Raw genomic sequence first — 22,208 nt, 5'->3', positions numbered from 1 at the left:
CCGCCCTTTCGGCGTGTGGGCGACGTACGGGCTACGTCACTCAGACGGTGGTGATGACCTGGTCGAAGTCCAGGCGCGGGGAGCGCGCGAACCAGGCGTCCTCGCCCGGCTTGCCTATGTTGACCACCATCAGCGGGGTGTGGTCGTCGTCCAGGAACTCCTTCTGGAGGCCTGCGAAGTCCAGGCCGGTCATCGGGCCCGCGGCGAGGCCGGCGGCGCGGACGCCGACGATGAAGTAGGCGGCCTGGAGGGCGGCGTTGACGAGGGCGGACTGCTCGCGGACCGGGCGCTCGGCGAAGAACATGTCCTTGGCCTGCGGGAAGTGCGGCAGCAGCGCCGGGAGCTCCTCGTGGAACTCGTTGTCCGCGGCGAGGATCGCGACCAGCGGGGCGGCGGCGGTCTTGGCCTGGTTGCCCTCAGCCATGTGCTTCACGAGGCGCTCGCGGGCCTCGGGGGAGCGGACCAGGGTGATGCGCAGCGGGGTGCCGTTGAAGGCGGTCGGGCCGTACTTCACCAGGTCGTAGATCGCCTGAACCTGCTCCTCGGTGACCGGCTCGTCGGAGAACGAGTTGGCGGTGCGGGCCTCGCGGAAGAGCAGGTCCTGCGCGGCGGAGTCAAGAACGAGAGACATCGGAAAGCCTTCTTCTCATGCGGGGGTGAAGCGATGTCCCAGACTCTACGACCGAAGTAGATGAAATTTCAACTATCTCCCCCTGGTCGTGACCGGCATCACCAGCCCGCACCTGACGGACCCGGCCCACACCGGCCCCAGCGCCTTCCGGCACCTGGCAGGCTTGCCGGCCCGCAGGCCTCTGCCAGGGCCGGCCCGACCCGGCCCGATCCGGCTACTCGGCTCCGCCGTCCTCGGCCCGCTCGCGGGCCGCCAGCGCCGAGTCCAGTCGGGCCCGGGCGCCCTCCAGCCAGTGCCGGCAGACCTTCGCCAGCTCCTCCCCGCGCTCCCAGAGCGCGAGGGAGTCCTCCAGCGAGGTCCCGCCGGCCTCCAGCTTGCGGACGACCTCGATCAGCTCGTCGCGGGCCTGCTCGTAGCCCAGCGCGGTATCGGCCTCTGACATTCCCTTTTCCACCCTCTGCGTGTCATGCAACGGAACCGTTGCCTCGATGTGTCGCCTTGCTGACGCCCTGACGTGCGGCTATTCGGATTCTGAGGCGACCCGTACGGTGAACTCGCCCTCCGCGACCCGCGCCCGCAGCACCTCGTCCGCCGAGACCTCCTCCGGGGACCGCACCACGTGCCCGTCCGACCGCTGGAGCACGGCGTACCCCCGCTCCAGCGTCGCGGCGGGCGACAGCGCCACCACCCTCGCGAGGGTGTGCGCGAGCTCCGAATCGGCCCGGTCCAGCAGGTGGCCCAGCGTGCGCCGGCTGCGCGCGAGCAGCGCCTCCAGCTCGCCCTCGCGGGTCTCCACCATCCGCTGCGGGTGGACGAAGACCGGCCGCGCGAGCGCGTGCGCCAGGCCCCGCTCCTCCCGGTCGAGCAGCCCGCGCACCGCGCGCAGCCCCCGGCCCTGCAGCTGGCGCACCCGCTCCAGCTCCTCGCCCACGTCCGGGACGACCTTCTTCGCGGCGTCCGTGGGCGTAGAGGCCCGCAGGTCCGCGACGAGGTCCAGCAGCGGGGAGTCCGGCTCGTGCCCGATCGCCGAGACCACCGGGGTGCGGGCCGCCGCGACCGCCCGTACGACCTCCTCGTCGGAGAAGGGCAGCAGGTCCTCCACGCTGCCGCCGCCGCGGGCCACGATGATCACGTCGACCTCGTCGAGCGCGTCCAGCTCCTTGACCGCCTGGACCACCTGGGGCACGGCGTGCACCCCCTGGACGGCCACGTTCCGCACCTCGAAGCGGACCGCGGGCCAGCGGCGCCGTGCGTTCTCCAGTACGTCGCGCTCGGCCGCCGAGGCCCGCCCGACCACCAGCCCGATCAGCTGCGGCAGGAACGGCAGCGGCTTCTTGCGCTCCAGCGCGAACAGCCCCTCGGCGGCCAGCGACCGCTTGAGCCGCTCCAGCCGGGCCAGCAGCTCACCGATGCCGACCGGCCGTATCTCCGTGGCCCGCAGGGACAGCTGCCCGCGCGGGGCGTACCACTCCGGCTTGGCCAGCAGGACGACCCGCGCCCCCTCCGACACGACATCCGCGACCTCGTCGAAGACCTGGCGGAAGCAGGTCACGCTGACGGAGATGTCGTGCGAGGGGTCACGCAGCGTCAGGAAGACCACCCCCGCCCCCGGCCGCCGCGAGAGCTGCGTGATCTGCCCCTCCACCCACACCTGCCCGAGGCGCTCGATCCAGCCCCCGATGAGCCGGGACACCTGACCTACCGGCAGCGGCGCCTCGGCCGACGTATTCAGACCCATGTACGCAGGCTATCCGTCGCCACTGACACCGTCTCAGGCGCGTGCGGGGTGTCGCGGCCCGGCCGGTGGCTCCGCCGCTGCGGCCCCCCCCGTGCGCCTCAATCGCCGGCGGGGCTGGGGTGGTGCCCCCGGGCGGGGTTCTTGGCCGTCGGGTAGGCCCGCGGGGTCCCTCCGGGGCGTCTCCTCGTCCTCGCGCACCAAGGCACCTCTCGATGTGGAGGGTGGTTGCGCGCTCGTCCTGCGGGGACGCCCCGGAGTGCCCCCGCTCCCCCCGTCGGCCAAGGGCCCCGCCCGTGGGCCGGGAGCGTGCGGCGCTGCGGGTACGCCCCTGTGCCCCCTGCCCCGTGGGTCGGGAGTGCGTGGTTGGGGTGGGGACACGGCGGAGTGTCCCCGCAGGACGAGCGCGCAACCACCCTCACGTCTCGCAGCGGTGCCTCGGTGCGCGAGGACGAGGAGACACTCCGCCGGGGCACCGCCCCAACAGGCCGGTCCCGGCCCAGGGGGCACCCTCAGCCCCGCCGGCGTTTGAGGCGCCGGGGCAGGGGCAGCGCCCCGGCAACGGAGCCGCGCCACACGCTCACACCGCACCGCCCCGCCCGCCGCGTTGAGCGAAGAGCACGCCCAGACCCACCGCCAGCCAGACCGCCCCCACCAGCTGCGCCGTCCACGAGGCCTCGACGATCACCGCGACCGTCACCACCGCGCCCAGCACCGGGATCACCAGGTGCTTGAACCAGTTCGGCGCGCCCTCCCGCCGCTTGACCACGAACCAGCCCACCACCGACGCGTGCAGCAGCGTGAACGCCACCAGCGCCCCCACGTCCACCACCGAGACCAGGTGGTCGAGCCCGTCGTCCCGCCGGGCCGCCCACACCGCCGCGATCAGCGTCACGGTCGCCGCCACCAGCAGCGCCGGCCGCGGAGTGCCGCCCGAGGTCCGGGCCAGCGCCCGCGGCAGCCGCCGCTCCCGGGCCATCGCGAACAGCAGCCGCCCCGCCGCCGCCTGCCCGGCCAGCGCCGCGAAGGCCGCCCCGACGGCCTTGCTGACCGCCACCAGGTCGTGCAGCCAGGAGCCGACCGAGGCCTCCACCGCGTTGTAGAAGGCCGGGCCCTGCTGCCCCGGATCGGCCGCCAGCTCCTGCGAGGACACCGGCATCAGCAGTGCCGCCAGGTACGTCTGCGCGATGAACAGCACCCCCGCCAGCCCCAGGCAGAACAGCAGCGCCCGCGCCACCCGCCGCGAGCCCCCCGTCACCTCCTCCGCGAAGGAGGCGATCGCGTCGAAGCCCAGGTACGAGAGCACCGCCACCGACACCGCGCCCAGTACGGCGCCCATGCTGAAGCCGAGCGAGCCGTCGCCCGTCAGCGGCGAGAGCCAGCCGCGCTGCGCCCCGTCCCGGACCAGCACCGTTACCGCCGCGACCAGGAAGACGAGCAGGATCAGGATCTCCATGACCAGCACGGCGAAACCCACGCGCGCCGCCGCCCGTACGCCCCACAGGTTGAGGGCGGTGGTCACGACCACGGCCAGGGCCGTCCACACCCACCGGGAGACCTCCGGCACCAGCGCGTTCATCGCGATGCCCGAGAAGAGGTACGCGACCGCCGGGATCAGCAGGTAGTCCAGCATCACCATCCACCCGGCGATCAGGCCGGGCCCCTCGCCCAGCCCCTTGCGGGCGTACGTGAAGACCGAGCCGGCCTGCGGGGCGACCCGCACCATCTGCGCGTACGAGAAGGCCGTGAAGGCCATCGCGACGGTCGCGACGACGTAGACGAGGGCGACGGCGCCGTGCGACTTCGCGTCGAGGGTGCCGAAGACCCCGACCGGGGCCATCGGGGCGATGAAGAGGAGCCCGTAGACCACCAGGTCCCGGAAGCCCAGATTCCGCCGCAGGGCGGTGGGGGACCCCTCGGGCGCCGCGTTGCTGGAATCCGTAGCGGACGCCGCCATCAGTCCTCCGGGCCAAAGTCGGGACGTTCTTTCTGATCTTCCCGCCAAGTGTGTGCCGTACGGGCGACGTCCGGCCTCCCGGGGACCCCCGTACGATGGATCCCATGACTGCTCCCGCCCCTGCTGCCGCCTCCCGCCGTGTCCTGCTCGCCGCGCCCCGCGGCTATTGCGCGGGCGTGGACCGAGCCGTGATCGCCGTCGAGAAAGCCCTTGAGCAGTACGGGGCGCCGGTCTACGTCCGGCACGAGATCGTGCACAACAAGTACGTGGTCCAGACCCTGGAGAAGAAGGGCGCCATCTTCGTCGAGCGGACGGAAGAGGTGCCCGAGGGCAACATCGTGATGTTCTCCGCGCACGGCGTGGCCCCCGTGGTCCACGACGAGGCGGCGCGCGGCAAGCTCGCGACGATCGACGCCACGTGCCCGCTGGTCACCAAGGTGCACAAGGAAGCCATCCGGTACGCGAACGAGGACTTCGACATCCTCCTCATCGGCCACGAGGGCCACGAGGAGGTCATCGGCACCTCGGGCGAGGCCCCGGACCACATCACGATCGTCGACGGCCCGGACGACGTGGCCAAGGTCGAGGTGCGCGACGAGTCGAAGGTCGTCTGGCTCTCCCAGACCACTCTTTCGGTCGACGAGACCATGGAGACCGTCGACGCGCTGAAGACGAAGTTCCCGCTCCTCGTCTCCCCGCCCAGCGACGACATCTGCTACGCCACCTCGAACCGGCAGGCCGCGGTCAAGGTCATGGGCGCGGACTCCGACCTGGTCATCGTCGTCGGCTCGAAGAACTCCTCGAACTCCATCCGGCTGGTCGAGGTCGCCCTCGACGCCGGGTCCAAGGCCGCCCACCTGGTCGACTTCGCGTCCGAGATCGACGAGGCCTGGCTGGAGGGCGTCACCACGGTCGGCCTGACCTCGGGCGCCTCGGTGCCGGAGGTGCTGGTCGAAGAGGTCCTGGAGTGGCTGGCCGTGCGCGGCTACGCCGACGTCGAGATCGTCAAGACGGCGGAGGAGTCGATCGTCTTCTCCCTCCCCAAGGAACTGCGCCGCGACTTGCGTGCGGAAGCCGCCGAACTGGTCGCCGACAAGTAAGTCCTTTCGTACGGTATGTCCATGCAGATCATGGGTGTGGACATCGGCGGATCCGGGATCAAGGGCGCTCCCGTGGACCTGGCCCGGGGCGACCTGGCGCAGGAGCGCCACAAGGTACTGACACCACAACCGGCCACCCCCGAGGGGGTGGCCGGCTGTGTCGCGGAGGTGGTCGGCGCCTTCTCGTGGTCGGGGCCGGTCGGGGTCACCTTCCCGGGCGTGGTCACGAACGGCATCACCCGTTCGGCGGCGAACGTCGACAAGGGATGGGTCGGCGTGGACGCGGCGGCCCTGCTCTCGCGAAAGCTGGGCGGCCTGCCGGTGACGGTCCTCAACGACGCGGACGCGGCGGGCGTGGCGGAAATGACGTACGGGGCGGGCCGGGGCCGCCAGGGCACGGTCATCCTGCTCACCCTGGGCACGGGCATCGGCAGCGCCCTGTTCACGGACGGGCGGCTGGTCCCGAACTCGGAGCTCGGCCACCTGGAGCTGAAGGGCCACGACGCGGAGACGCGGGCGTCGGTGAAGGCCAAGGAGGACGGGGACCTCACCTGGGAGCGCTGGGCGCACCGGCTGCATACGTACCTCGCCCACGTGGAGATGCTCTTCTCCCCGGACCTCTTCATCATCGGGGGCGGGGTCAGCCGCAAGCCGGAGAAGTTCCTGCCGCTGATCGAGGGGATCCGGGCGGAGATCGTCCCGGCGAAGCTCCAGAACAACGCGGGCATCGTCGGCGCGGCCATGGCGGCGAAGGCGGCCGAACCGAAGAAGTCGTCCTAGTCGTCCTACGTCGTCCTAGGCGACGCGCCGGGGAGCCGCCCTCCGCCTCCCGATCAGCACGGCCTTGCGCACGACCACGATCAGGGCGGCGACCAGCGTCCCGGCGTACAGCCAGCCGGCGTGCAGGGACAGCGCGGACACCAGCCCCATCAGCTGCCCGCCGAAGCCGCCGGAGCCGCCCGATACGGGCCACACTCCGGCGGCGAAGGCGATGGGGGCGGAGATCGGCGCGGTGATCAGGTCGGCGGGCCGCACCCACAGCGCGGTGGCGGCCGCCACGGGCGGAAACAGCAGCCCGTACACGAACAGCGACGAATCGAAGAGCAGCCAGGCGAACCCGCCCACCAACACCATCGCGGCACACGCGAACAACCCGCCGCCGAGCCCCGTCAGCCGCGGCCGCGGCATCCGCCGCGCCACGCTCGCGACGCTGGCCGGCCGGGTGCGCTGAGCCGGGGGGCGCAGGGGTCGCTGGGGCCTCGCGGGTCGCTGGGGGTGAGGGGCCGGTCGCGTCCTGTATTGCTCCACCCCTCCAAACTAGGCGGGGAACCCGTCGGATCCGGTCCCGGACACGCGTACATCCACGGCCACTCATCGGAAAGTAAACTGTCCGGTGGCCCGCACCCGGGCCGCCGCCCCCTCCAGCTACGGGAAGTCGCCAACGTGTCGCTCACGATCGGAATCGTCGGCCTGCCGAATGTCGGCAAGTCGACCCTGTTCAACGCCCTGACCAAGAACGACGTGCTGGCGGCCAACTACCCGTTCGCCACCATCGAGCCGAACGTCGGCGTCGTCGGTGTCCCGGACGCACGCCTGGCCGTCCTCGCCGGCATCTTCGGCTCGCAGAAGGTCCTCCCGGCGACGGTGGACTTCGTCGACATCGCCGGCATCGTGCGCGGCGCCTCGGAGGGCGAGGGCCTCGGCAACAAGTTCCTCGCGAACATCCGCGAGTCGGACGCGATCTGCCAGGTCATCCGCGCCTTCAAGGACGAGAACGTCGTCCACGTCGACGGCAAGGTCTCGCCGAAGGACGACATCGAGACCATCAACACCGAGCTGATCCTCGCCGACCTCCAGTCGATCGAGAAGGCGGAGCCGCGCCTGACGAAGGAGTCCCGCCTCCAGAAGGAGAAGGTCGCGGTCCTCGCGGCCGTCGTCGAGGCGAAGAAGATCCTCGAAGCGGGCGACACCCTCTTCTCGAAGGGCATCACCAAGGGCACGGAGCGGGGCGACCTCCTCCACGAGCTCCACCTGCTCACCACGAAGCCCTTCCTCTACGTCTTCAACGTGGACGAGGACGAGCTGACGGACGAGGCCTTCAAGGACGAGCAGCGCGCGCTGGTCGCCCCGGCCGAGGCGATCTTCCTGAACGCGAAGCTGGAGCAGGAGCTCATCGAGCTGGAGGACGACGAGGCCCTCGAACTCCTCCAGTCGGTCGGCCAGGACGAGCCGGGCATGGCCACCCTCGGCCGCGTCGGCTTCACCACCCTGGGCCTCCAGACCTACCTGACGGCAGGCCCGAAGGAAACCCGCGCCTGGACCATCAAGAAGGGCGCCACCGCCCCCGAGGCGGCGGGCGTCATCCACACCGACTTCCAGCGCGGCTTCATCAAGGCGGAGGTCATCTCCTTCGCCGACCTGGTCGAATGCGGCTCGGTGGCCGAGGCCCGCGCGAAGGGCAAGGCCCGCATGGAGGGCAAGGAGTACGTCATGCAGGACGGCGACGTGGTGGAGTTCCGCTTCAACGTCTGATTGGACGTGAATAACGGCCTGACCTGCGAGAAGGCAGGTCAGGCCGTTGTGCTGTCCGCAACAGTCCGCAGAACCTGGAGCGGTTACGTGTCGTAGACCGTGGAGCGGTGTCCGACGTGTACGACCCACACCACTACTTCGCCGTTGTCGATGGTGTAGACGACGCGATAGTCACCGACTCGTAGGCGGCGGCGCTCAGGCTGGGACACGAGTGCGGTGGTGTTGAAGCCGAAGGGGTCGGTCTCCAGCTCTGCCAGTTTGGCCAGGATGCGAAGTGCCATGTCGCGCGGGATCTTGCGCAGCTCGGCCTGGGCCTCGGGCCGGAACACCGTGCGGTAGTCACTCACTGCGTGCCAGTGTCTCCCTCATCACGTCCTCGATCGGGACGCCGGCGGCCGGGCTCGCCATGCGCTCGTCGATGATGCGGTTGATCTCGCGCTCTTCCCACTCCTGGTACTTGCGCAGGACCTCGATCGACACCACGGCGGCGACCTGCTTGCCGCGACGGGTGATGACAGTGGGCACGTCGTCGCGGTCGGCCCGTTCGACGACTTCGGCCAAGTGAGCGCGTACGTCGCGGATGGACTCTATGGGCAGCGGCTGAGTCATGCCTCAAGGGTACCGAGTGTGCCATGTGTACACAATCTGGCTTGCGTGCACTCGTTGGATGAGCCGCCGATTGGGTGGCTAATTCCGGGGACAGAGATCCCGCGGCCCTGCGGCCCTGCGGCCCTGCGGCCCCGCAGGGCCCCCGTGTGCGACGCCACGCCCCCGGCCGATGGACCAATTGCGCAAGCATGCAGGTCAGAAGGGGCCGACTCCTCCCGAAGTCGGCCCCTTCGCAGCGTTTTCGCAGGTGTGTTTGGTTTGGTCAAACGTGCATGAGGAAGGGGTCGGACTCGTCGAGTTCGACCCCTTCTGCATGCTCATGCCGACTTGGTGCTGACTCGCGATCGCGGAACCGGAGGCAGGGTCAGGCGTGGGGGACCGCCGTGGCGAGGATCACCTCGAATTCCTCCAAGCTGCGGGTGGTCACGTGGGCCTTCGTCGCGGCCTCTCCGCGGACCGCCGCGACGGCGCCACGGGATGCCACGAGTGCGTCGCGGTCGGTGTAGAGCGCGCCGACAGCGGCTCTGCCTCGATCGCGGTCGATGAGCAGGGAGATGCCGGCCAGTCCGGGGATCTTCTGGACCTTGGGCAGTGAGGTGTCGCGGAACGTGTCCACCAGCAGGTCGATGTCGGGCGGCTCGACGTCCATGCGGACCAGCCGGAACCCCGCGCCCGGCCCGAGTTCCTCTGCGCGCCGGGCGACCGCCGCTTCCCAGTTGTCGACCGTCACGGTCTGCGCGAAGGGCGCCATCATCTCGGCCCGCCGCTTGCTCAGGTTCTCGTAGCTGGCCTGCCGGGAGGCCTCGTCCTCCCACCACGATCCCACCAGGAGCTTGCCGAGCTCGCGGTCGGCGAACAGGCCCATCCCGCGAAAGCCCGGCTGCGTCGACAGCAGCGCCCGCCCGTCGGTCCGGAGAGCCTCGGCGACCCCGTCGAGCTCGGCCGGATCACCCGTTGCATAGATGCTGCGAACGTACATAGCGCCCTTTCCTGCCTTCCGGTGGCCCCGCGCGGGCTCGTGTTCCCCACTCCATGCGATGGCCGGGGCGGATGGGGGTCAACGTGGCAGGGGCATTCGGGTGAAGAGACGGGCCGTCGCTGGGTGCGTGAGCGGGGCGGGAGCGTCGACCTTGGTTTCCCGCGCTGGCTGCCGGATCGGCACCAGCCGATCGGCGGCCCCGACCTCCGCCTCGCGGTCGAACGGCCCTGCTCCTGGACCGGGGTTGCCCGACAGCGGGCCGCCGCCGGTCGCTTCGCTCTGCGCGTCCATGGGTGGGACGAGCAGGTGACGGAGGAGTTCGGGCACCTCCTCGCCGTTGGCGGCCGCGGCGATCCGGGCGAGCGGTGGTGGACGTCGGCCGCGTTGCCGGGTGATGATCAAATAGGCTTCCCGTCAAAGGCGCGATCGAGTAAATGGGAAGCCGGGTAGGGAAGTTGAATCACATGCGTGTGGCGGCAGTGGTCGCCATGGCACTGTCACTGGGTCTTGTCGCGGGATGCTCCGAAGGGGCGGGCGCGGATGCCAAGGGCGGTGGGGGGACGCAGAAGGCCGGGGAGGCCGCACCGGCTGCCTCGAAGGGACCGGTCTACGCGGGTGCGCCGGTGCCCGGGCTGGCCAAGCAGCAGGCGTGGAGCCTGCCGGGTGGCGGAGGGATGACCTGCGCGGGCGAGGCGTCCAAGACGGAGCAGTCGGCGCAGGGCATCTGCGCGCTGGGGGACGCCGTCGTCGTCACCAAGGACTCGGGAGGGGATGGCTACACCGCCCAGCTCCTTGACGCCAAGAGCGGCGAGGAGCGCAAGAAGTTCGACATAAAGACCTCCATGGACAGCAGCGGGAGGGTGAAGCACGGGGCGTCGCGGCTCGTGCAGGTGGGCGAGTGGCGGGACGGTTCGCCGGCGCTGCTGATACGTACGCTCGTGGAGACGCCGGCGAAGGACCTGAAGAAGGCCTCCTCGCAGACCGTGCTGACCATGTACGCGCCGTCCGGCAAGGAGCTGGGGAGCTCGACCTTCGACGGGGATTCCCGCATGGAGAGCCCGGTCGTTGCCGGCTACGTCGTGGACGGCTCGGGCGCCGGCGAGGCCAAGTTCCTCCCGATCGGCGGCGGGGAGGCGCTGAACCCCGGCATCTCGGCCATGGCGCTCGACAAGAAGGTCGGCCCCGGCCTCGGCTACTCCACGGACTCGGCCATCTCCTACCAGCCGTATGCCAGGTGGCTGGTCGTGACCGACAACAGTTCGGGCAAGAGGGCGTGGGGCACGAAGGACCTCGCACCGCCGGCGGCCATCGCCAAGCTGGTCACCCCGCAGTCGGCGACCACCGCGCGGCTGGCGTCGCTGCACGGCGACAAGGCCGTCCTCGAGTGGTCCGCGTACGGCGAGACCCAGGCGGTCCTGACCTCGATCGAGCTCAAGACCGGGCGCCGGATCGCCGAGGGCCCGGCCGTCGACGCCAACATCACCACCGATGACGACGGCCACGCCCTTTCCCCCGACGGCAAGACCGCCGTCGTGCAGTACGGCAAGGGCGCCGTCGCCTGGAACCCCGAGACCGGCCAGGAGATCTGGCGCCAGGCGAAGGACGAGCTGAACATCTACCCGCGGGCCCTCCCGGGCAATGGCGTGCTCTACGCGTCCCTGGACAACGGGAAGGCCGCCGCCCTCGACGCCCGGACCAAGCAGCTGCTGCCCGGAGAGATCGAGGAACTGCCGGAGTTCACGACGAACGGGTACGCCATCCTTCAGAGCTCTGAAGGCTTCTTCGTCTTCGCCACCCAGCCCGTCTGACGGTCGGCCACCGGGTCAGAGCGCTGTGCGGGGTCGCGCCGCAGGTCAGTAGGGGTCGGACTCTGTCGAGTCCGGCCCCTGCCGCATGTTCGGCCGCCGGGAGCGGACCCCGCTTCTCGGGCTCCGCGTACCCGGCCGGCCGGACCGCGGAGCGGTGACGGCGGGGACCTGACGGAGCAGGTCGGTGCTGCTCGACGGGGTGTGAGCGGCCGTCTTAGGTTCCTCGTGTCGTGAACGCGGTGATCATCGGCGGGGCCTTCCGTGGTGGTCGGGCCCGCGTCCGCGCGTTCTGCTGCACTGTCGAGCACGACCGGGTTCCGGCCCGGGGCGGGGGGAGAGCCGATCATGCGTGTCACCGAGGTCGATGGTGTGAGGTGTGGTCCCCGTGACTGAAACTCCCCTGGCCGCGGCGGACGTGGTGGTGATCGGCGGCGGGGTCGTCGGAGCGGCCGTGTTCCACGAGCTCGCCGACCGGGGCGTCTCCGTGCTCCTCGTCGAGCGCGGCCGGGCGGGGCTGGGGACCACCGCGTGGAGCGGCGGCATCGTGCGCTGCTACCACGACGACCCCGTGCTCACGGCGCGGGCCACGGTCGGCTGGCGGTACTTCCGGGACTTCGCCGCCCGGACCGGCATCGAAGTCCCCTTCGTCGAGAGCGGGTTCCTCTACGTTCCCCACCCGAGCTGGCTCGCGCACGCCCGGGCGGCCGTGGTGGAGGCCGCCGGCGAGGCCCCCATGGAGTGGCTGGAGTCCACGGAGGCGGACCTCAGGTTCGGACACCTGCTGAACGCGCCCGTCGACGGCGCGGTGTGGGAGCCCCGGGCGGGGTACGCGGACCCGATCGACATCACCCGCGCCTACCTCGCCGCCGGACGAGCCAAGGGCGGCCGGGTCCTGGAAGGGGTCGAGGCCGGGGAACTCCTGCGTACCGGAGGCCGGTTGCGGGGAATCCGCACCCGGTCCGGCGTCATCGCGGCGGAGCGCGTCGTCCTCGCCGCGGGCGCCGACACCCCCCGGCTGCTCGACTCCTGGGGGGTCCCGCACGACCTGTGGGCGCAGGCGATCCAGGTCGAACTGCGCCTGCCCGAAGGCACGGTGAAGGACCACCCCGCCTACATGGACGACGTGTACGACGTCAACGGCCGCCCGGATGCGGAATCCGGAGGCATGCTGCTCGGCCACCCCACCGGGCAGCGCGTGGACGGCCGGGCAGGGGGACTGCCCGCCGACCCGGACCAGACCCGGCGGGCCGTGGCCGCCGGAAGCTCCCGCTTCCGGTGGGCCGCGGAGAGCGCTTCCCTCGGCACCCTCCGCGCCGCCGAGTGCTACGCCTCGGACCCCTCCGCGCGCGTCGCCCCGGTCCCCGGCGAAACGGGAATTCTCCTCGCCACCGGCTTCAACGGCGGGGGTTTCAAGATGGCGCCCTGGGCCGCCGGCGAAATCGCCCGCCTCGTCACCGGCGACCAAACCGGCGTCCAAACCGGCGACTGAAATACCGCGCCGGACAACCTCCCACTAGAACTGGAAGACACCAAGCGAATGGCAAAGCAGGTAAAAGGCGTTCTGCCCGTCGTCCTCATGCCCTTTACGGATACCGGGGCCCTGGACGAGGAGGATTTCCTCGCCCAGGCGGACCACATGTTCGACGTCGGTTGTGACGGATTCGTCGTGGGCCAGATATCGGAGGTCCTGCGCCTGACCCACGACGAGCGGCTGCGCGTCGCCGAACTCTCGGCCAAGGCCGCACAGGGCCGCGGCATCTCGGTGATGAGCACCGGCGCGGAATCCCCCGAGGCCGCCGTCGCGTACTCCCGCCACGCGCAGGAAGCCGGCGTGGACGCCCTCCTGGTCATGCACCCGGCGACCATCCCGCTCGGCGACGAGGGGATGGTCGACTACTACAGCCGGGTCATCGAGTCCGTCGACCTCCCGGTGATCATCCACCACGCGAAGAGCCTGGCCAAGACGCCTCTGAGCATCGACGCCCAGGTGCGCTTGCTGGAGACCTACGGCGAGGAGCGCGTGCTGTTCAAGCCGGAGGCGCAGCCCACCCCGCCGCGCGTCAGCGAGCTGCGCGACGCCACCGGCGGCCGGGCCCGCATCTTCGAGGGCGACGGCGGAATGATGCTCCTCGACTGCCACCGGCGAGGCCTGGCGGGCACTATTCCCGCCACGGAGATCGCGGAAATCGTCGTCGTTCTGTGGCGCCTTCTCGAAGAGGGCCGACGGGCCGAGGCCGAGCGCATCGGCCACCAGCTCTCGTACCTCATGTGCCACATGATGAACAGCACCGATTACTACCTCGCGATTGCGAAGCGCTTCCTCAAGGAGCGCGGAATCGTCAAGAACACCCATGTGCGCGGCCCGAGCCGGCACATTCTCGACGAGGAGACGTGGACCGAAGTCCACGCCACCTATCAGAACCTTCTCACCCTCACCAAGGAGATTTCCCGATGAAGAACCACGCCTTCACCATCCGTCTCAAGGACGCCGCCGCAGCCGAGAAGTACATCGCCCTGCACCGCGAGGCCATCCCGGAGATCGTCGCCCCCGGCGGCGCGCTGGACGTCATCGGTGTCCGCAAGCTCCAGATCTTCTTCATCGAGCCGCTGACCCTCTTCATGTACGTCGAGGCCGAGGACCACTTCGACCCGACCTACGACTTCCTGCGCGCCAACGACCTGCACCCGGCCGTCCAGGCGTGGGACGACATGATGCACCTCGACGGCGGCCTGCTCGTCCGCCACGAGAACCACGACGCCAAGCTCAACTGGGCCGAGATGCAGCGCATCCACCACGTCGACTTCACGAACACCCTCCCCGACCTCGACGGGAAGTGACGACCGTGGACCCCAACGGCCTGACGGTCCTCGACTGCACGCTGCGCGACGGCGGTTACTACACCAACTGGAACTTCGACACCGCCCTGGTGGAGGAGTACCTGGCCGCCTGTCCCGGACTCGGCATCGACGTGGTGGAGCTGGGGTACGTCCGTTTCGAGGAGGGCGGCTTCGGCCCGTACGGGCAGCTCCCCGAGGGGCTGACCCCGAACCTCGCGGACGCCCTGCCCGCCGGTCACCGGCTGCGCTTCGCGGTGATGGTGGACGGCACCGACCTCGCCGCGCTGCCCGCCGACGAAGTCGGCCGCGAGCTGAAGCGGAAGCTGGAACCAGGGTCGCTGCCGGTCCACATCGTCCGCGTCGCGGTCCGCTACGACAAGGTGGCGGCCGTGACCGGGGCGATCGCCTCTCTGCGCGAGGCCGGCTACGCCGTGTGCCTCAACCTGATGCAGATCGACCTCGCCACCGACGACGAAGTCACCTCCTGCCTGGCCGACGTGGTCGCCGCGGGCCCGCTGGAGGCGGTCTACGTCGCCGACTCCCTGGGCTCGCTGCGCCCGCACCGCGCGGCCGAACTGGTCCGCCGGTTCCAGGACGGACAGCAGGCCGCCGTCGGCATCCACGCCCACGACAACCAGGGCTTCGCCCTCCACAACACCGTGACCGCCGCCGAGGCCGGGGCCACCTGGCTCGACGGCACCGTCCACGGCATGGGGCGCGGAGCGGGCAACACGCGGACCGAGCAGCTGCTCGCCGTGCTCGGCGGCGGGCCGGAGCGGCTCCAGCCGCTGATGGACCTGGTCGTGCGGCACTTCCACCCCCTGATGGACAAGTACCGCTGGGGTCCGAGCGGGCTCTACGCCATCGCCGGCATGCGGGACGTGCACCCCACGTACGTCCAGCGCATCGAGGAGAACACCGGACTGGGGGCCGACGAGAAGCTGAGCGCGCTCGGCTTCCTGGCGCAGGCATCGGCCTCCGGGTTCTCGGCGGCCGTGTTCGACGAGGCGCTGGCCCATGCCCGCGTCTGAGCGGCCGGCGGACGCAGTGCGGCTGGTGGACGCACTGGCCGGGCATCCGGTCGTCGTCTTCGACCTCGACGGAGTGATCGTGGACTCCAACGAGCTGAAGGTCGACTGCGTCCGCGAGGTGTTCGCGCAGTACCCGCCGGAGCTGGTCGAGGAGTTCACGGCGGAGTTCCGCCGGACCTTCGGCCGCTCCCGCCGGGACCACTTCGCCGCGTTCCACGCCGCCGGTGCGCGGCGCGGCCTGGCGGGGCCGGACCCGCAGGAGTTCCACGACCGCTACGCCGGGGCCTACGCCGCCCTCCTCGCGCAGCGGTACCGGCGGGCGCCGCTGTGCGCGCACGCCGGGGAGCTGATCGCCGAGCTGTCCGCACGCGGCCTCCCGCTGCACGTGGCGACGGGCACCCTCACCGCCGAGGCGGTCGGTGTGCTCGACGCGGCCGGACTCCTCGGCGCCTTCGACTCGGTCCTGGGCGGCGAGGAGCCCAAGTCCCGCCGGCTGGGGCAGATCCTCGAGTACAGCGGCGCCGCCCCCGCGGACGCCGTGCTGGTGGGCGACTCCCGGCAGGACGTCCTGGCGGCGGACGCGGCCGGAACGGACTTCGTCCTGGTCACCCGCTACGGGTTCTTCCCGCCCGAGCAGGTGCTGCACGACCGCTCCGGGCGGGCGGCGCGGTTCGTCACCGACCTCGACCCGCGGGGCCCCGTACGTGAGTTGGCGACGGCAGGAGGACGACCGTGACGGACGACAGACTGCCGGTGGTGGTCTCCGGCGTGACCAAGGGCCTGGGCCGGGCCCTGGCCCGGCGCTTCGCCGGGCTCGGCTACCCGGTGGCCGGCTGCGGCCGCGACACCGCGGCCCTCCACGCGCTGAGGGCCGAGCTGGGCGGCGGACACCGATTCGACCGGGTGGACGTCACCGACGCCGCCCGGGTCGAGGACTGGGCGCGGCAGGTCCAGGAGGACCTCGGCGCGCCGGGCCTGGTCGTCGCCAACGCGGGGGCCATCAACGCGCCGGCGCCGCTGTGGGAGGTCCCCCCGGAGGAGTTCGACGCGGTGATGCGGGTGAACGTGGGCGGCGTGTACGCGATGGCCCGCGCCTTCGTCCCCCGTATCGCCGAAGGCGGCGCGCTCGTCACCGTCTCCTCAGGCTGGGGCCGCAACCCCCGGGCGATGCTCGCCACCTACACCGCGAGCAAGTTCGCCGTCGAGGGCCTCACCCGGGCGCTCGCCGAGGAAGCGGCCCGGCTGCGGCCGGGCGTACGGGTGGTGGCCGCAGACCCCGGCGGCGGCATCGACACCGACATGCTCGCGACCTGCCTCCCGGACGAGCACCACACCTACCCCACCCCCGACGAGTGGGCGCGGACCGCCGCCGACGCGCTGATCCACCGGCTGCCCGCCGAGCGCTCGGAAGACACCCTCATCTTGAGCTAAGGAACGCAAACGCTATGAAGAACACGAGCGTCGTGGTCACGGGCGCGGCCCGCGACTTCGGCCGGACGCTGGCGATCCGCCTCGCCGCCCTGGGGGCGGAGGTCTTCCTGTCGGCCCGCAACCTGAAGGCCGCCGAGGCGACCCGGGACGAGATCCTGGCCCTCGGCCACACCAAGGTCCACGCGTTCGCCTGCGACGTCGGCGACCCGGAGTCGGTACGCGCTTTCGCCGAACAGGTGGGCCGGGTCACCGACCGGGTGGACATCCTGCTCAACAACGGTGCGGGCTGGCTGGACGGCTTCGACCTGGGGTCGGTCAGCGACGAGGAGATCATGGCGACGGTCACCTCCGCCGGCGTCGGCACGGTGCTGATGACCAAGCACTTCCTGCCGCTGCTGCGCGCCTCGCAGCGCCCCGACATCGTCAACATCGTCTCCCTGGTGGCCTCCGGCCGCAGCGACTCCAGCAGCGCCAGCCCCGCGTTCTACGCGGCGAAGGGCGCCCAGGCGAACTTCGCCGACATCATGTCCCAGCGGCTGCGCTCCGAGGGGGTGCGGGTGATCTCGCTGTACCCGCCGGACTTCCGGAACGTGGACCCGCTCGGCCCCGAGTGGGACGGTGCCGACCGCGGTCCGGGCACCGGGCTCACCGCCCAGTCGCTGCTCGACTGCATCCTGTTCGCCGTCAATCAGCCGCGGGACTGCTTCATCCGTACCTTCGGCTTCGAGCCGGTGGCCGGCGGCGGAGGGCAGCCCGATGGGGCCTGAGAAGTACCGCCAGGTGCTGGCCGTACCCGGGTTCCGTTCCGTACTGCTGCTCGGGCTGCTCGCCAAGCTGCCGGTCGTGGCGATCCCCATCGTCCTGACCCTGCACACGGCCCTGGGCCTCGGGCAGGGGTACGGGCAGGCGGGGCTGGTCGCCGGAGCGTGGACGGCCGGAGTGACCATCGGCGCACCGTTCCAGGGGCGGTTCATCGACCGGCGCGGTCTGCGCGCCATGCTGCTGGTCGCGGTCGTCGGCCAGGGGGCGTTCTGGGGCCTGGCCCCGCTGATGTCCTTCCCCGTCTTCGTGGCCGGCGCCCTGCTGTCGGGCCTCGTCCTGGTCCCGGGCTCCACCGTGATCCGGCTGGCCATCGCGGGGCTGGTCCCGCAGGAGCAGCGGCACACCGCGTTCGCGCTGGACTCCACCCTGACCTCCCTGTCGTACATGGCGGGCCCGGCGCTCGCCGTGGCGGCGGCCACCCAGGTGTCCACGGAGCTCGCGCTGCTCGCGCTCGGCGCCCTCCTGCTGGGCACCAACCTGGCCCTGGCGGTGCGCAACCCGCAGACCGAGAAGGAAGAGGAGCAGCAGGATCAGCAGGGGCAGGAGAACCTCACCGGGGCCAAGCGCTCCGGGCTCGGCCGGCTGAACCTTCCCCTGATCGCCGTCTTCGCGGCGACCCTCGCCTCCGGCGCGATCATCGCGGGCTACGAGGTGGCGATCGTGGCCACCCTGCGCGCCGAGGGCCAGATCGAGTGGACGAGCCTCGTCCTGCTCCTGTCCGGCATCTGCTCGGTGGTCGGCGGCCTGGCCTTCGGGGCCCTGCCGCGCAGTCTGCCCGTACCGCTGGCGACCGCCCTGCTGAGCCTGTCCGTACTGCCCCTGGGCCTGGTCGGCGAGTGGTGGCTGCTGGCACTCGCCGTCATCCCCGCCGCCGTCCTGTACTCGCCGGTCTTCGCCGCGACGGCGACCGCGGCCAGCGAACTGTCCGGGAAGGGCAACCGGGCCACGGTCATGAGCATCTACGGGGCCGCGATCAGCGCGGGCAGCGCGCTGGGCGCCCCCGTGGCCGGAGCCGCCTTCGACGCGGCCGGCCCCGTGGCCGGCTTCGCCGCCACCGGCGTCCTGGGCGCCGCGGTCGCGCTGTTCGCCGCGGTGGTCCTGCGCGGCCGGGGCCGCGCCGAACCGGCCCCGCAGCAGGAGACCGAGCCGGCCGCACCGGCCGCGCCGTCCCTTCAGCCCGTCACCCAAGAGACGTAGAGAGGTAGAGAGGTAGAGATGTCCGCTCCACAGCACGTCGTCATCGTCGATTCGTACGCGCCGACCAAACTGCTCGCCGACGAGTTCCTGAAGGCGGGCGCGACCCTCGTACGGGTCCAGAGCACCCGCGAGGTCCCGAAGGTCTACGAGGGCTCGTTCAGCCTGGACGACTACGTGGACAACATCGTCCACGGCGGGGACCTGGCCGCCACGGCACGGGCCGTCGCCGCCTACGATCCGGTGGCCGTCGTCGCCGGCGGCGAGGTGGGCGTCGAGTTCGCGGACGCGCTCAGCACCGAACTGGGCCTGCCCACCAACGGGGTGGAGTTCAGCGAGGCCCGCCGCGACAAGTACGTCCAGATCGAGACCGTGAAGGCGGCCGGCCTGGCCGGCGCCCGCCAGCTCCTGCCCTCCACCGCCGAGGAGCTCGCCGACTGGCACCGCACCCACGGCGGCCGCATCGTCGTCAAGCCGCTGCGCAGCGCCGCCGGCGACGGGATCTTCTTCTGCGACACCCCCGAGGAGTCCGCGGCGGCCTTCCGCAAGCTGCTGGGCGCCACCAACGTGTTCTCCGACGTCAACACGGGTGTCGTCGCCCAGGAGTACCTGCGCGGCACCGAGTACATGGTCAACACGGTCAGCCTCGGCGGCCGCCACCACGTCACCGACATCTGGCGCACCACCCGCATCTCCGCGAACGGGGTCATCGACCTCGTCGACGCCGCGTACCTGATGCAGCGCCGGGGCGAGGTCCAGGACCGGCTGGCCGAGTACGCCGCCCAGGTCCTGGACGCGCTCGGGATCCAGCACGGGCCCGCGCACGTCGAGGTCAAGATGACCAACGCCGGTCCCGTCCTCGTGGAGATGGGCGCCCGCATCTGCGGCGGCAACCTCCCCCACTACGCCAAGGTGACCCTGGGCGAATCGCAGCTGGACCTGTCCGCCGCCGCCTACCTCGACCCCCCGCGGTTCGAGGAGCGCCTCGGCAAGGACTACCCGAAGGGCCCGTTCATGGCCTCGGTGACGCTGGTGTCGCCGGTCGAGGGCGTCTTCGCCGGTTTCCCGCGGCTGGACGAGGTGAAGGCGCTGGAGAGCTTCAACGACCTCCGCGGGGCCCTGGCGCCCGGCGCCCGCATCGAGCGCACCGTCAACGACATGGGCTACCCGCTGATGGTCACGCTGCTCCACGACACGGAGGAGACGGTGCTCCGCGACGCCAACACCATCCGCTACCTGGACGGCCCCGACTTCTACGCGCTCGCGCCGGAGGACGGGACGGCATGAACAGCACGGAACTGACCCCGTCCTCGCACGTCGTCGTCGTCAACCGCTGGCGCGAGCAGTACGCGGACTTCGCCCGCTACCTGGACCACCGGGCCCACCGCGTCACCTACGTCAGCACCCAGGTGGGTCTCGCCTCGATCCCCCCGACCGCCACCGAAGTCGTGGTCGTCGAGGCCACGGACGACCTCGCCGAGGTCCGCAAGGCCGTCGCGGCGCTGGCCGAGCGCCACGGGGCCCCGGACCGCATCGTCGCCCTCAAGGAGGACGACCTCCTGGTCGGCGCGGCGCTGCGGGCCGAGTGGGGCGTGCCCGGCCCCGGCGAGGAGCAACTGCTGCCGTTCCGGGACAAGTTCCGGATGGCGAGCGAGGTGGCCGCCGCAGGCGTGGAGGTACCCGACTTCGCGGCGGCGCCCGACGCCCGCGCGGTCCTGGAGTTCGCCGGGCGGGCCGGCTGGCCGGTGATCGTCAAGCCGCTGATCGGCAGTTCCAGCGCCGGAGTCGTCCGCATGGACGGTCCGGACGACGTGGCCGAGACGGCTTTCCACGGCGAGCCGCGCATGGTCCAGGCGTTCAACCCGCACGGGATCTACCACGTGGACGGCTCCTTCGACGGGAGCCGGGTGACGGTGGTGCGGGCCTCGCGCTACCTGAACAACTGCCTGGAGTTCCGCGGCGGCGGGGTGCTCGGCTCGGTCGAGGAGGACGACCCGCGGATCCAGCGGCCCATCGCCGCCTTCGCCCTGCGCGTGCTGCGCGCGCTGACGGACCGGCCGACCGTCTTCCACCTGGAGGTCTTCTTCGACCCGGCCACCCGCACCTGCGCCTTCCTGGAGGTCGGCGCCCGCGTCGGCGGGGCGGAGATCCCCCTGCTGTGGCGCGAGGTGCACGGCAGGGACCTGATGGAGACGGCGTTCCGCAACCAGCTGGGGCTGCCCGTCCGCGAGGAGCCGGAGCCGGAGTCGGAGCCGGAGTCGGACCCCGCCACCGCCGCGGAGACCGGCGGCTGGCTCCTGGTCCCGGCACCGGAGAGCCGGCCCTGCCGGATCACCGAGGTCACCCCGATGGCCGGCCCGCTGCCCGGGCAGCCGTACGCGGAGGCGCTGCTGACCCCGGGCGAGGTACTGCCCGAGGCCGATTCGTACTACGAGCATGTGGGGGGCAGGTTCCGCTTCCGCGGCGGGTCCACCGCCGCCGTGGAGGAGGCGATCCGCCGGACGGCGGCCGCCTTCGAGGTCCGCGCGGAACCGGTGGTGGCGGCATGAGCGACAGCAAGGTCGTCCAGTACGAGACGGTGCTCGCCGCCGCTCCGGAACTCGCCTTCGACACGGCCGTGTTCTCCAGCCCGGCCCACTTGGAGCGTTACCTGGCCGGGCAGTCCGCCGCCACCACCGTCCTGCGCCCCGAGTTCACCGCGAACACGGGCTCGGCGCTCTTCTCCCGGCCGGGGCGGCCCGTCCCGCAGGAGGAGCTGGCCGGGCTGTGGCGCGCCGGCGGGCGGGTGCTCGTCCACGCGTACGTGCCCGGCACCCCGTACTTCGCCAACGGCGTCGTCGTGGACGGCGAGCTCCGTCTCACCGACACCTGGCGGTGCCACAGCCTGGAGGAGGGCCCGCGCTCGCTGCTCACCGCGGTGGTCAACGCCCTGCCCGGGTCGGCCGAGGTGCGGCTGCTGGAGCAGGCGCTCCAGGTGCTGGTCACCGGGGCCGGTGTGCGCAGCGGGCCCGTCTGCTTCGAGGCGGTGCTCAGCGGCAACGGGGTCAAGGTCGTCAAGTACGCCCGCCGGATCGCCGGGGAGCCGCTGCCGAGGCTGTGCTCCCTGCTGGGCATCGACGGCCAGAGCGGGGACGCGGCGCAGGAGCCGGACGGGTTCGTCGCCGACTACGCCTTCATCGTCCGCCGCGGCGGCACGCTGACCGGGTTCAGCGGTCTCGACGAGGTCCGGCGGCTGACCTCGTACAGCGGAGACCTGTTCATGCCCGCGCCCGGGGACACCGTGGCGCGCACCGTCGGCGAGGGCGGCGGCGCGGCGGTCCTGCTGCGCCACGCCGATCAGGCCGTACTCCTCGCCGACCTGGAGTACCTCCAGGAACGCAATCGGGCCGGAGTCTTCGTCGTCGCCGACTGAGCGACGGACGTGCCGCGCGGCGAACCGGCCGGCGGCCCGCGTCACCGCTGTCGCATCACCGCCGTCGAGGGCGCACACCCCGCGCCGCCCGACGGTCCCACCCCCTCATCACCTCAGAAGGAGCCCCGT

Annotated in this window: 24 protein-coding genes; 15 read left to right on the top strand and 9 right to left on the bottom strand. The window is 71.6% G+C overall.

The window, feature by feature from the left end:
- Window positions 1-40: 40 nt before the first annotated feature.
- The 4 genes from OG625_RS13590 to OG625_RS13575 all read right to left on the bottom strand — a co-directional run bounded on the left by OG625_RS13590 (window position 41) and on the right by OG625_RS13575 (window position 4,323).
- On the bottom strand, window positions 41-631 hold the full coding sequence (locus OG625_RS13590) for a malonic semialdehyde reductase (protein ID WP_329379791.1): 591 nt from the start codon (window positions 629-631) through the stop codon (window positions 41-43).
- A gap of 214 nt (window positions 632-845) precedes the next feature.
- On the bottom strand, window positions 846-1,073 hold the full coding sequence (locus OG625_RS13585) for an exodeoxyribonuclease VII small subunit (protein ID WP_329379789.1): 228 nt from the start codon (window positions 1,071-1,073) through the stop codon (window positions 846-848).
- Window positions 1,074-1,151: 78 nt separating this feature from the next.
- On the bottom strand, window positions 1,152-2,369 hold the full coding sequence (xseA, locus tag OG625_RS13580; RefSeq protein ID WP_329379786.1) for an exodeoxyribonuclease VII large subunit: 1,218 nt from the start codon (window positions 2,367-2,369) through the stop codon (window positions 1,152-1,154).
- A 577-nt stretch (window positions 2,370-2,946) separates the two neighbouring features.
- Window positions 2,947-4,323, bottom strand: a complete 1,377-nt coding sequence (locus OG625_RS13575; protein WP_329379783.1) for an APC family permease — start codon at window positions 4,321-4,323, stop codon at window positions 2,947-2,949.
- A 95-nt stretch (window positions 4,324-4,418) separates the two neighbouring features.
- On the opposite strand from OG625_RS13575, the gene OG625_RS13570 reads away from it, so the two are divergent.
- Window positions 4,419-5,423, top strand: a complete 1,005-nt coding sequence (locus tag OG625_RS13570) for a 4-hydroxy-3-methylbut-2-enyl diphosphate reductase (protein ID WP_329379780.1) — start codon at window positions 4,419-4,421, stop codon at window positions 5,421-5,423.
- A gap of 21 nt (window positions 5,424-5,444) precedes the next feature.
- Complete coding sequence (gene ppgK, locus OG625_RS13565) at window positions 5,445-6,203, top strand: polyphosphate--glucose phosphotransferase (protein WP_329379778.1); 759 nt, start codon at window positions 5,445-5,447, stop codon at window positions 6,201-6,203.
- 15 nt (window positions 6,204-6,218) lie between these two features.
- On the opposite strand, the gene OG625_RS13560 is transcribed toward ppgK, so the two are convergent.
- Window positions 6,219-6,623, bottom strand: coding sequence for a DUF6542 domain-containing protein (locus OG625_RS13560; protein WP_443067712.1), 405 nt, complete (start codon window positions 6,621-6,623; stop codon window positions 6,219-6,221).
- Between the two features lie 243 nt (window positions 6,624-6,866).
- Here OG625_RS13560 and ychF point away from each other — a divergent pair, with 243 nt between their 5' ends.
- Entirely contained in the window at window positions 6,867-7,955 is a 1,089-nt protein-coding gene (gene ychF, locus OG625_RS13555; RefSeq protein WP_329379776.1) for a redox-regulated ATPase YchF, read from the top strand.
- An 83-nt stretch (window positions 7,956-8,038) separates the two neighbouring features.
- On the opposite strand, the gene OG625_RS13550 is transcribed toward ychF, so the two are convergent.
- From OG625_RS13550 to OG625_RS13535, 4 genes are all read right to left on the bottom strand, one after another.
- Window positions 8,039-8,302 (bottom strand): type II toxin-antitoxin system RelE family toxin, encoded by a 264-nt coding sequence (locus tag OG625_RS13550; RefSeq protein ID WP_329379773.1) that lies wholly within the window; start codon window positions 8,300-8,302, stop codon window positions 8,039-8,041.
- Window positions 8,295-8,564 carry a type II toxin-antitoxin system Phd/YefM family antitoxin gene (locus OG625_RS13545; protein ID WP_060180502.1) on the bottom strand — a complete coding sequence of 90 codons (270 nt, stop codon included), beginning with the start codon at window positions 8,562-8,564 and terminating at the stop codon, window positions 8,295-8,297. The genes OG625_RS13550 and OG625_RS13545 overlap by 8 nt, the downstream gene beginning before the upstream one ends.
- Window positions 8,565-8,928: 364 nt before the next feature.
- On the bottom strand, window positions 8,929-9,543 hold the full coding sequence (locus OG625_RS13540) for an antibiotic biosynthesis monooxygenase (protein WP_329379767.1): 615 nt from the start codon (window positions 9,541-9,543) through the stop codon (window positions 8,929-8,931).
- Window positions 9,544-9,621: 78 nt separating this feature from the next.
- Window positions 9,622-9,945: a hypothetical protein gene (locus tag OG625_RS13535; RefSeq protein WP_329379763.1), complete on the bottom strand. Its 324-nt coding sequence runs from the start codon at window positions 9,943-9,945 to the stop codon at window positions 9,622-9,624.
- Between the two features lie 62 nt (window positions 9,946-10,007).
- On the opposite strand from OG625_RS13535, the gene OG625_RS13530 reads away from it, so the two are divergent.
- The 12 genes from OG625_RS13530 to OG625_RS13475 all read left to right on the top strand — a co-directional run bounded on the left by OG625_RS13530 (window position 10,008) and on the right by OG625_RS13475 (window position 22,079).
- On the top strand, window positions 10,008-11,351 hold the full coding sequence (locus OG625_RS13530) for a PQQ-binding-like beta-propeller repeat protein (protein ID WP_329379760.1): 1,344 nt from the start codon (window positions 10,008-10,010) through the stop codon (window positions 11,349-11,351).
- Between the two features lie 385 nt (window positions 11,352-11,736).
- A complete protein-coding gene (locus OG625_RS13525; RefSeq protein WP_329379758.1) occupies window positions 11,737-12,840 on the top strand; it encodes an NAD(P)/FAD-dependent oxidoreductase in 1,104 nt (367 codons plus the stop codon).
- Between the two features lie 48 nt (window positions 12,841-12,888).
- Window positions 12,889-13,806 (top strand): dihydrodipicolinate synthase family protein, encoded by a 918-nt coding sequence (locus OG625_RS13520; RefSeq protein WP_329379755.1) that lies wholly within the window; start codon window positions 12,889-12,891, stop codon window positions 13,804-13,806.
- A complete protein-coding gene (locus tag OG625_RS13515) occupies window positions 13,803-14,189 on the top strand; it encodes an L-rhamnose mutarotase (protein WP_329379752.1) in 387 nt (128 codons plus the stop codon). The genes OG625_RS13520 and OG625_RS13515 overlap by 4 nt, the downstream gene beginning before the upstream one ends.
- A gap of 5 nt (window positions 14,190-14,194) precedes the next feature.
- Window positions 14,195-15,220, top strand: coding sequence for a hypothetical protein (locus tag OG625_RS13510; RefSeq protein WP_329379748.1), 1,026 nt, complete (start codon window positions 14,195-14,197; stop codon window positions 15,218-15,220).
- A complete protein-coding gene (locus OG625_RS13505) occupies window positions 15,207-15,956 on the top strand; it encodes an HAD family hydrolase (protein WP_329379746.1) in 750 nt (249 codons plus the stop codon). The genes OG625_RS13510 and OG625_RS13505 overlap by 14 nt, the downstream gene beginning before the upstream one ends.
- Complete coding sequence (locus tag OG625_RS13500; RefSeq protein ID WP_329379743.1) at window positions 15,953-16,651, top strand: SDR family oxidoreductase; 699 nt, start codon at window positions 15,953-15,955, stop codon at window positions 16,649-16,651. The genes OG625_RS13505 and OG625_RS13500 overlap by 4 nt, the downstream gene beginning before the upstream one ends.
- A gap of 14 nt (window positions 16,652-16,665) precedes the next feature.
- On the top strand, window positions 16,666-17,418 hold the full coding sequence (locus OG625_RS13495; protein ID WP_329379741.1) for an SDR family oxidoreductase: 753 nt from the start codon (window positions 16,666-16,668) through the stop codon (window positions 17,416-17,418).
- Entirely contained in the window at window positions 17,408-18,670 is a 1,263-nt protein-coding gene (locus OG625_RS13490) for an MFS transporter (protein WP_329379738.1), read from the top strand. The genes OG625_RS13495 and OG625_RS13490 overlap by 11 nt, the downstream gene beginning before the upstream one ends.
- An 18-nt stretch (window positions 18,671-18,688) precedes the next feature.
- Complete coding sequence (locus tag OG625_RS13485; protein ID WP_329379735.1) at window positions 18,689-19,954, top strand: ATP-grasp domain-containing protein; 1,266 nt, start codon at window positions 18,689-18,691, stop codon at window positions 19,952-19,954.
- Window positions 19,951-21,216, top strand: a complete 1,266-nt coding sequence (locus OG625_RS13480) for an ATP-grasp domain-containing protein (protein WP_329379732.1) — start codon at window positions 19,951-19,953, stop codon at window positions 21,214-21,216. The genes OG625_RS13485 and OG625_RS13480 overlap by 4 nt, the downstream gene beginning before the upstream one ends.
- Entirely contained in the window at window positions 21,213-22,079 is an 867-nt protein-coding gene (locus OG625_RS13475; protein WP_329379729.1) for a hypothetical protein, read from the top strand. Before OG625_RS13480 ends, OG625_RS13475 begins: the two co-directional genes overlap by 4 nt.
- Window positions 22,080-22,208: the final 129 nt, after the last annotated feature.

The sequence above is a fragment of the Streptomyces sp. NBC_01351 genome (assembly GCF_036237315.1).
Taxonomy (GTDB): domain Bacteria; phylum Actinomycetota; class Actinomycetes; order Streptomycetales; family Streptomycetaceae; genus Streptomyces.
This window is presented reverse-complemented; position numbering and strand designations above follow the sequence as displayed.

What these genes read in the sequence shown, in the direction of transcription:
- OG625_RS13590 (WP_329379791.1), bottom strand. Translation starts at nt 631, where the DNA reads ATGTCTCTCGTTCTTGACTCCGCCGCGCAGGACCTGCTCTTCCGCGAG.
- OG625_RS13585 (WP_329379789.1), bottom strand. Translation starts at nt 1,073, where the DNA reads ATGTCAGAGGCCGATACCGCGCTGGGCTACGAGCAGGCCCGCGACGAG.
- xseA (WP_329379786.1), bottom strand. Translation starts at nt 2,369, where the DNA reads ATGGGTCTGAATACGTCGGCCGAGGCGCCGCTGCCGGTAGGTCAGGTG.
- OG625_RS13575 (WP_329379783.1), bottom strand. Translation starts at nt 4,323, where the DNA reads ATGGCGGCGTCCGCTACGGATTCCAGCAACGCGGCGCCCGAGGGGTCC.
- OG625_RS13570 (WP_329379780.1), top strand. Translation starts at nt 4,419, where the DNA reads ATGGATCCCATGACTGCTCCCGCCCCTGCTGCCGCCTCCCGCCGTGTC.
- ppgK (WP_329379778.1), top strand. Translation starts at nt 5,445, where the DNA reads ATGCAGATCATGGGTGTGGACATCGGCGGATCCGGGATCAAGGGCGCT.
- OG625_RS13545 (WP_060180502.1), bottom strand. Translation starts at nt 8,564, where the DNA reads ATGACTCAGCCGCTGCCCATAGAGTCCATCCGCGACGTACGCGCTCAC.
- OG625_RS13540 (WP_329379767.1), bottom strand. Translation starts at nt 9,543, where the DNA reads ATGTACGTTCGCAGCATCTATGCAACGGGTGATCCGGCCGAGCTCGAC.
- OG625_RS13530 (WP_329379760.1), top strand. Translation starts at nt 10,008, where the DNA reads ATGCGTGTGGCGGCAGTGGTCGCCATGGCACTGTCACTGGGTCTTGTC.
- OG625_RS13520 (WP_329379755.1), top strand. Translation starts at nt 12,889, where the DNA reads ATGGCAAAGCAGGTAAAAGGCGTTCTGCCCGTCGTCCTCATGCCCTTT.
- OG625_RS13515 (WP_329379752.1), top strand. Translation starts at nt 13,803, where the DNA reads ATGAAGAACCACGCCTTCACCATCCGTCTCAAGGACGCCGCCGCAGCC.
- OG625_RS13505 (WP_329379746.1), top strand. Translation starts at nt 15,207, where the DNA reads ATGCCCGCGTCTGAGCGGCCGGCGGACGCAGTGCGGCTGGTGGACGCA.
- OG625_RS13495 (WP_329379741.1), top strand. Translation starts at nt 16,666, where the DNA reads ATGAAGAACACGAGCGTCGTGGTCACGGGCGCGGCCCGCGACTTCGGC.
- OG625_RS13490 (WP_329379738.1), top strand. Translation starts at nt 17,408, where the DNA reads ATGGGGCCTGAGAAGTACCGCCAGGTGCTGGCCGTACCCGGGTTCCGT.
- OG625_RS13485 (WP_329379735.1), top strand. Translation starts at nt 18,689, where the DNA reads ATGTCCGCTCCACAGCACGTCGTCATCGTCGATTCGTACGCGCCGACC.
- OG625_RS13480 (WP_329379732.1), top strand. Translation starts at nt 19,951, where the DNA reads ATGAACAGCACGGAACTGACCCCGTCCTCGCACGTCGTCGTCGTCAAC.
- OG625_RS13475 (WP_329379729.1), top strand. Translation starts at nt 21,213, where the DNA reads ATGAGCGACAGCAAGGTCGTCCAGTACGAGACGGTGCTCGCCGCCGCT.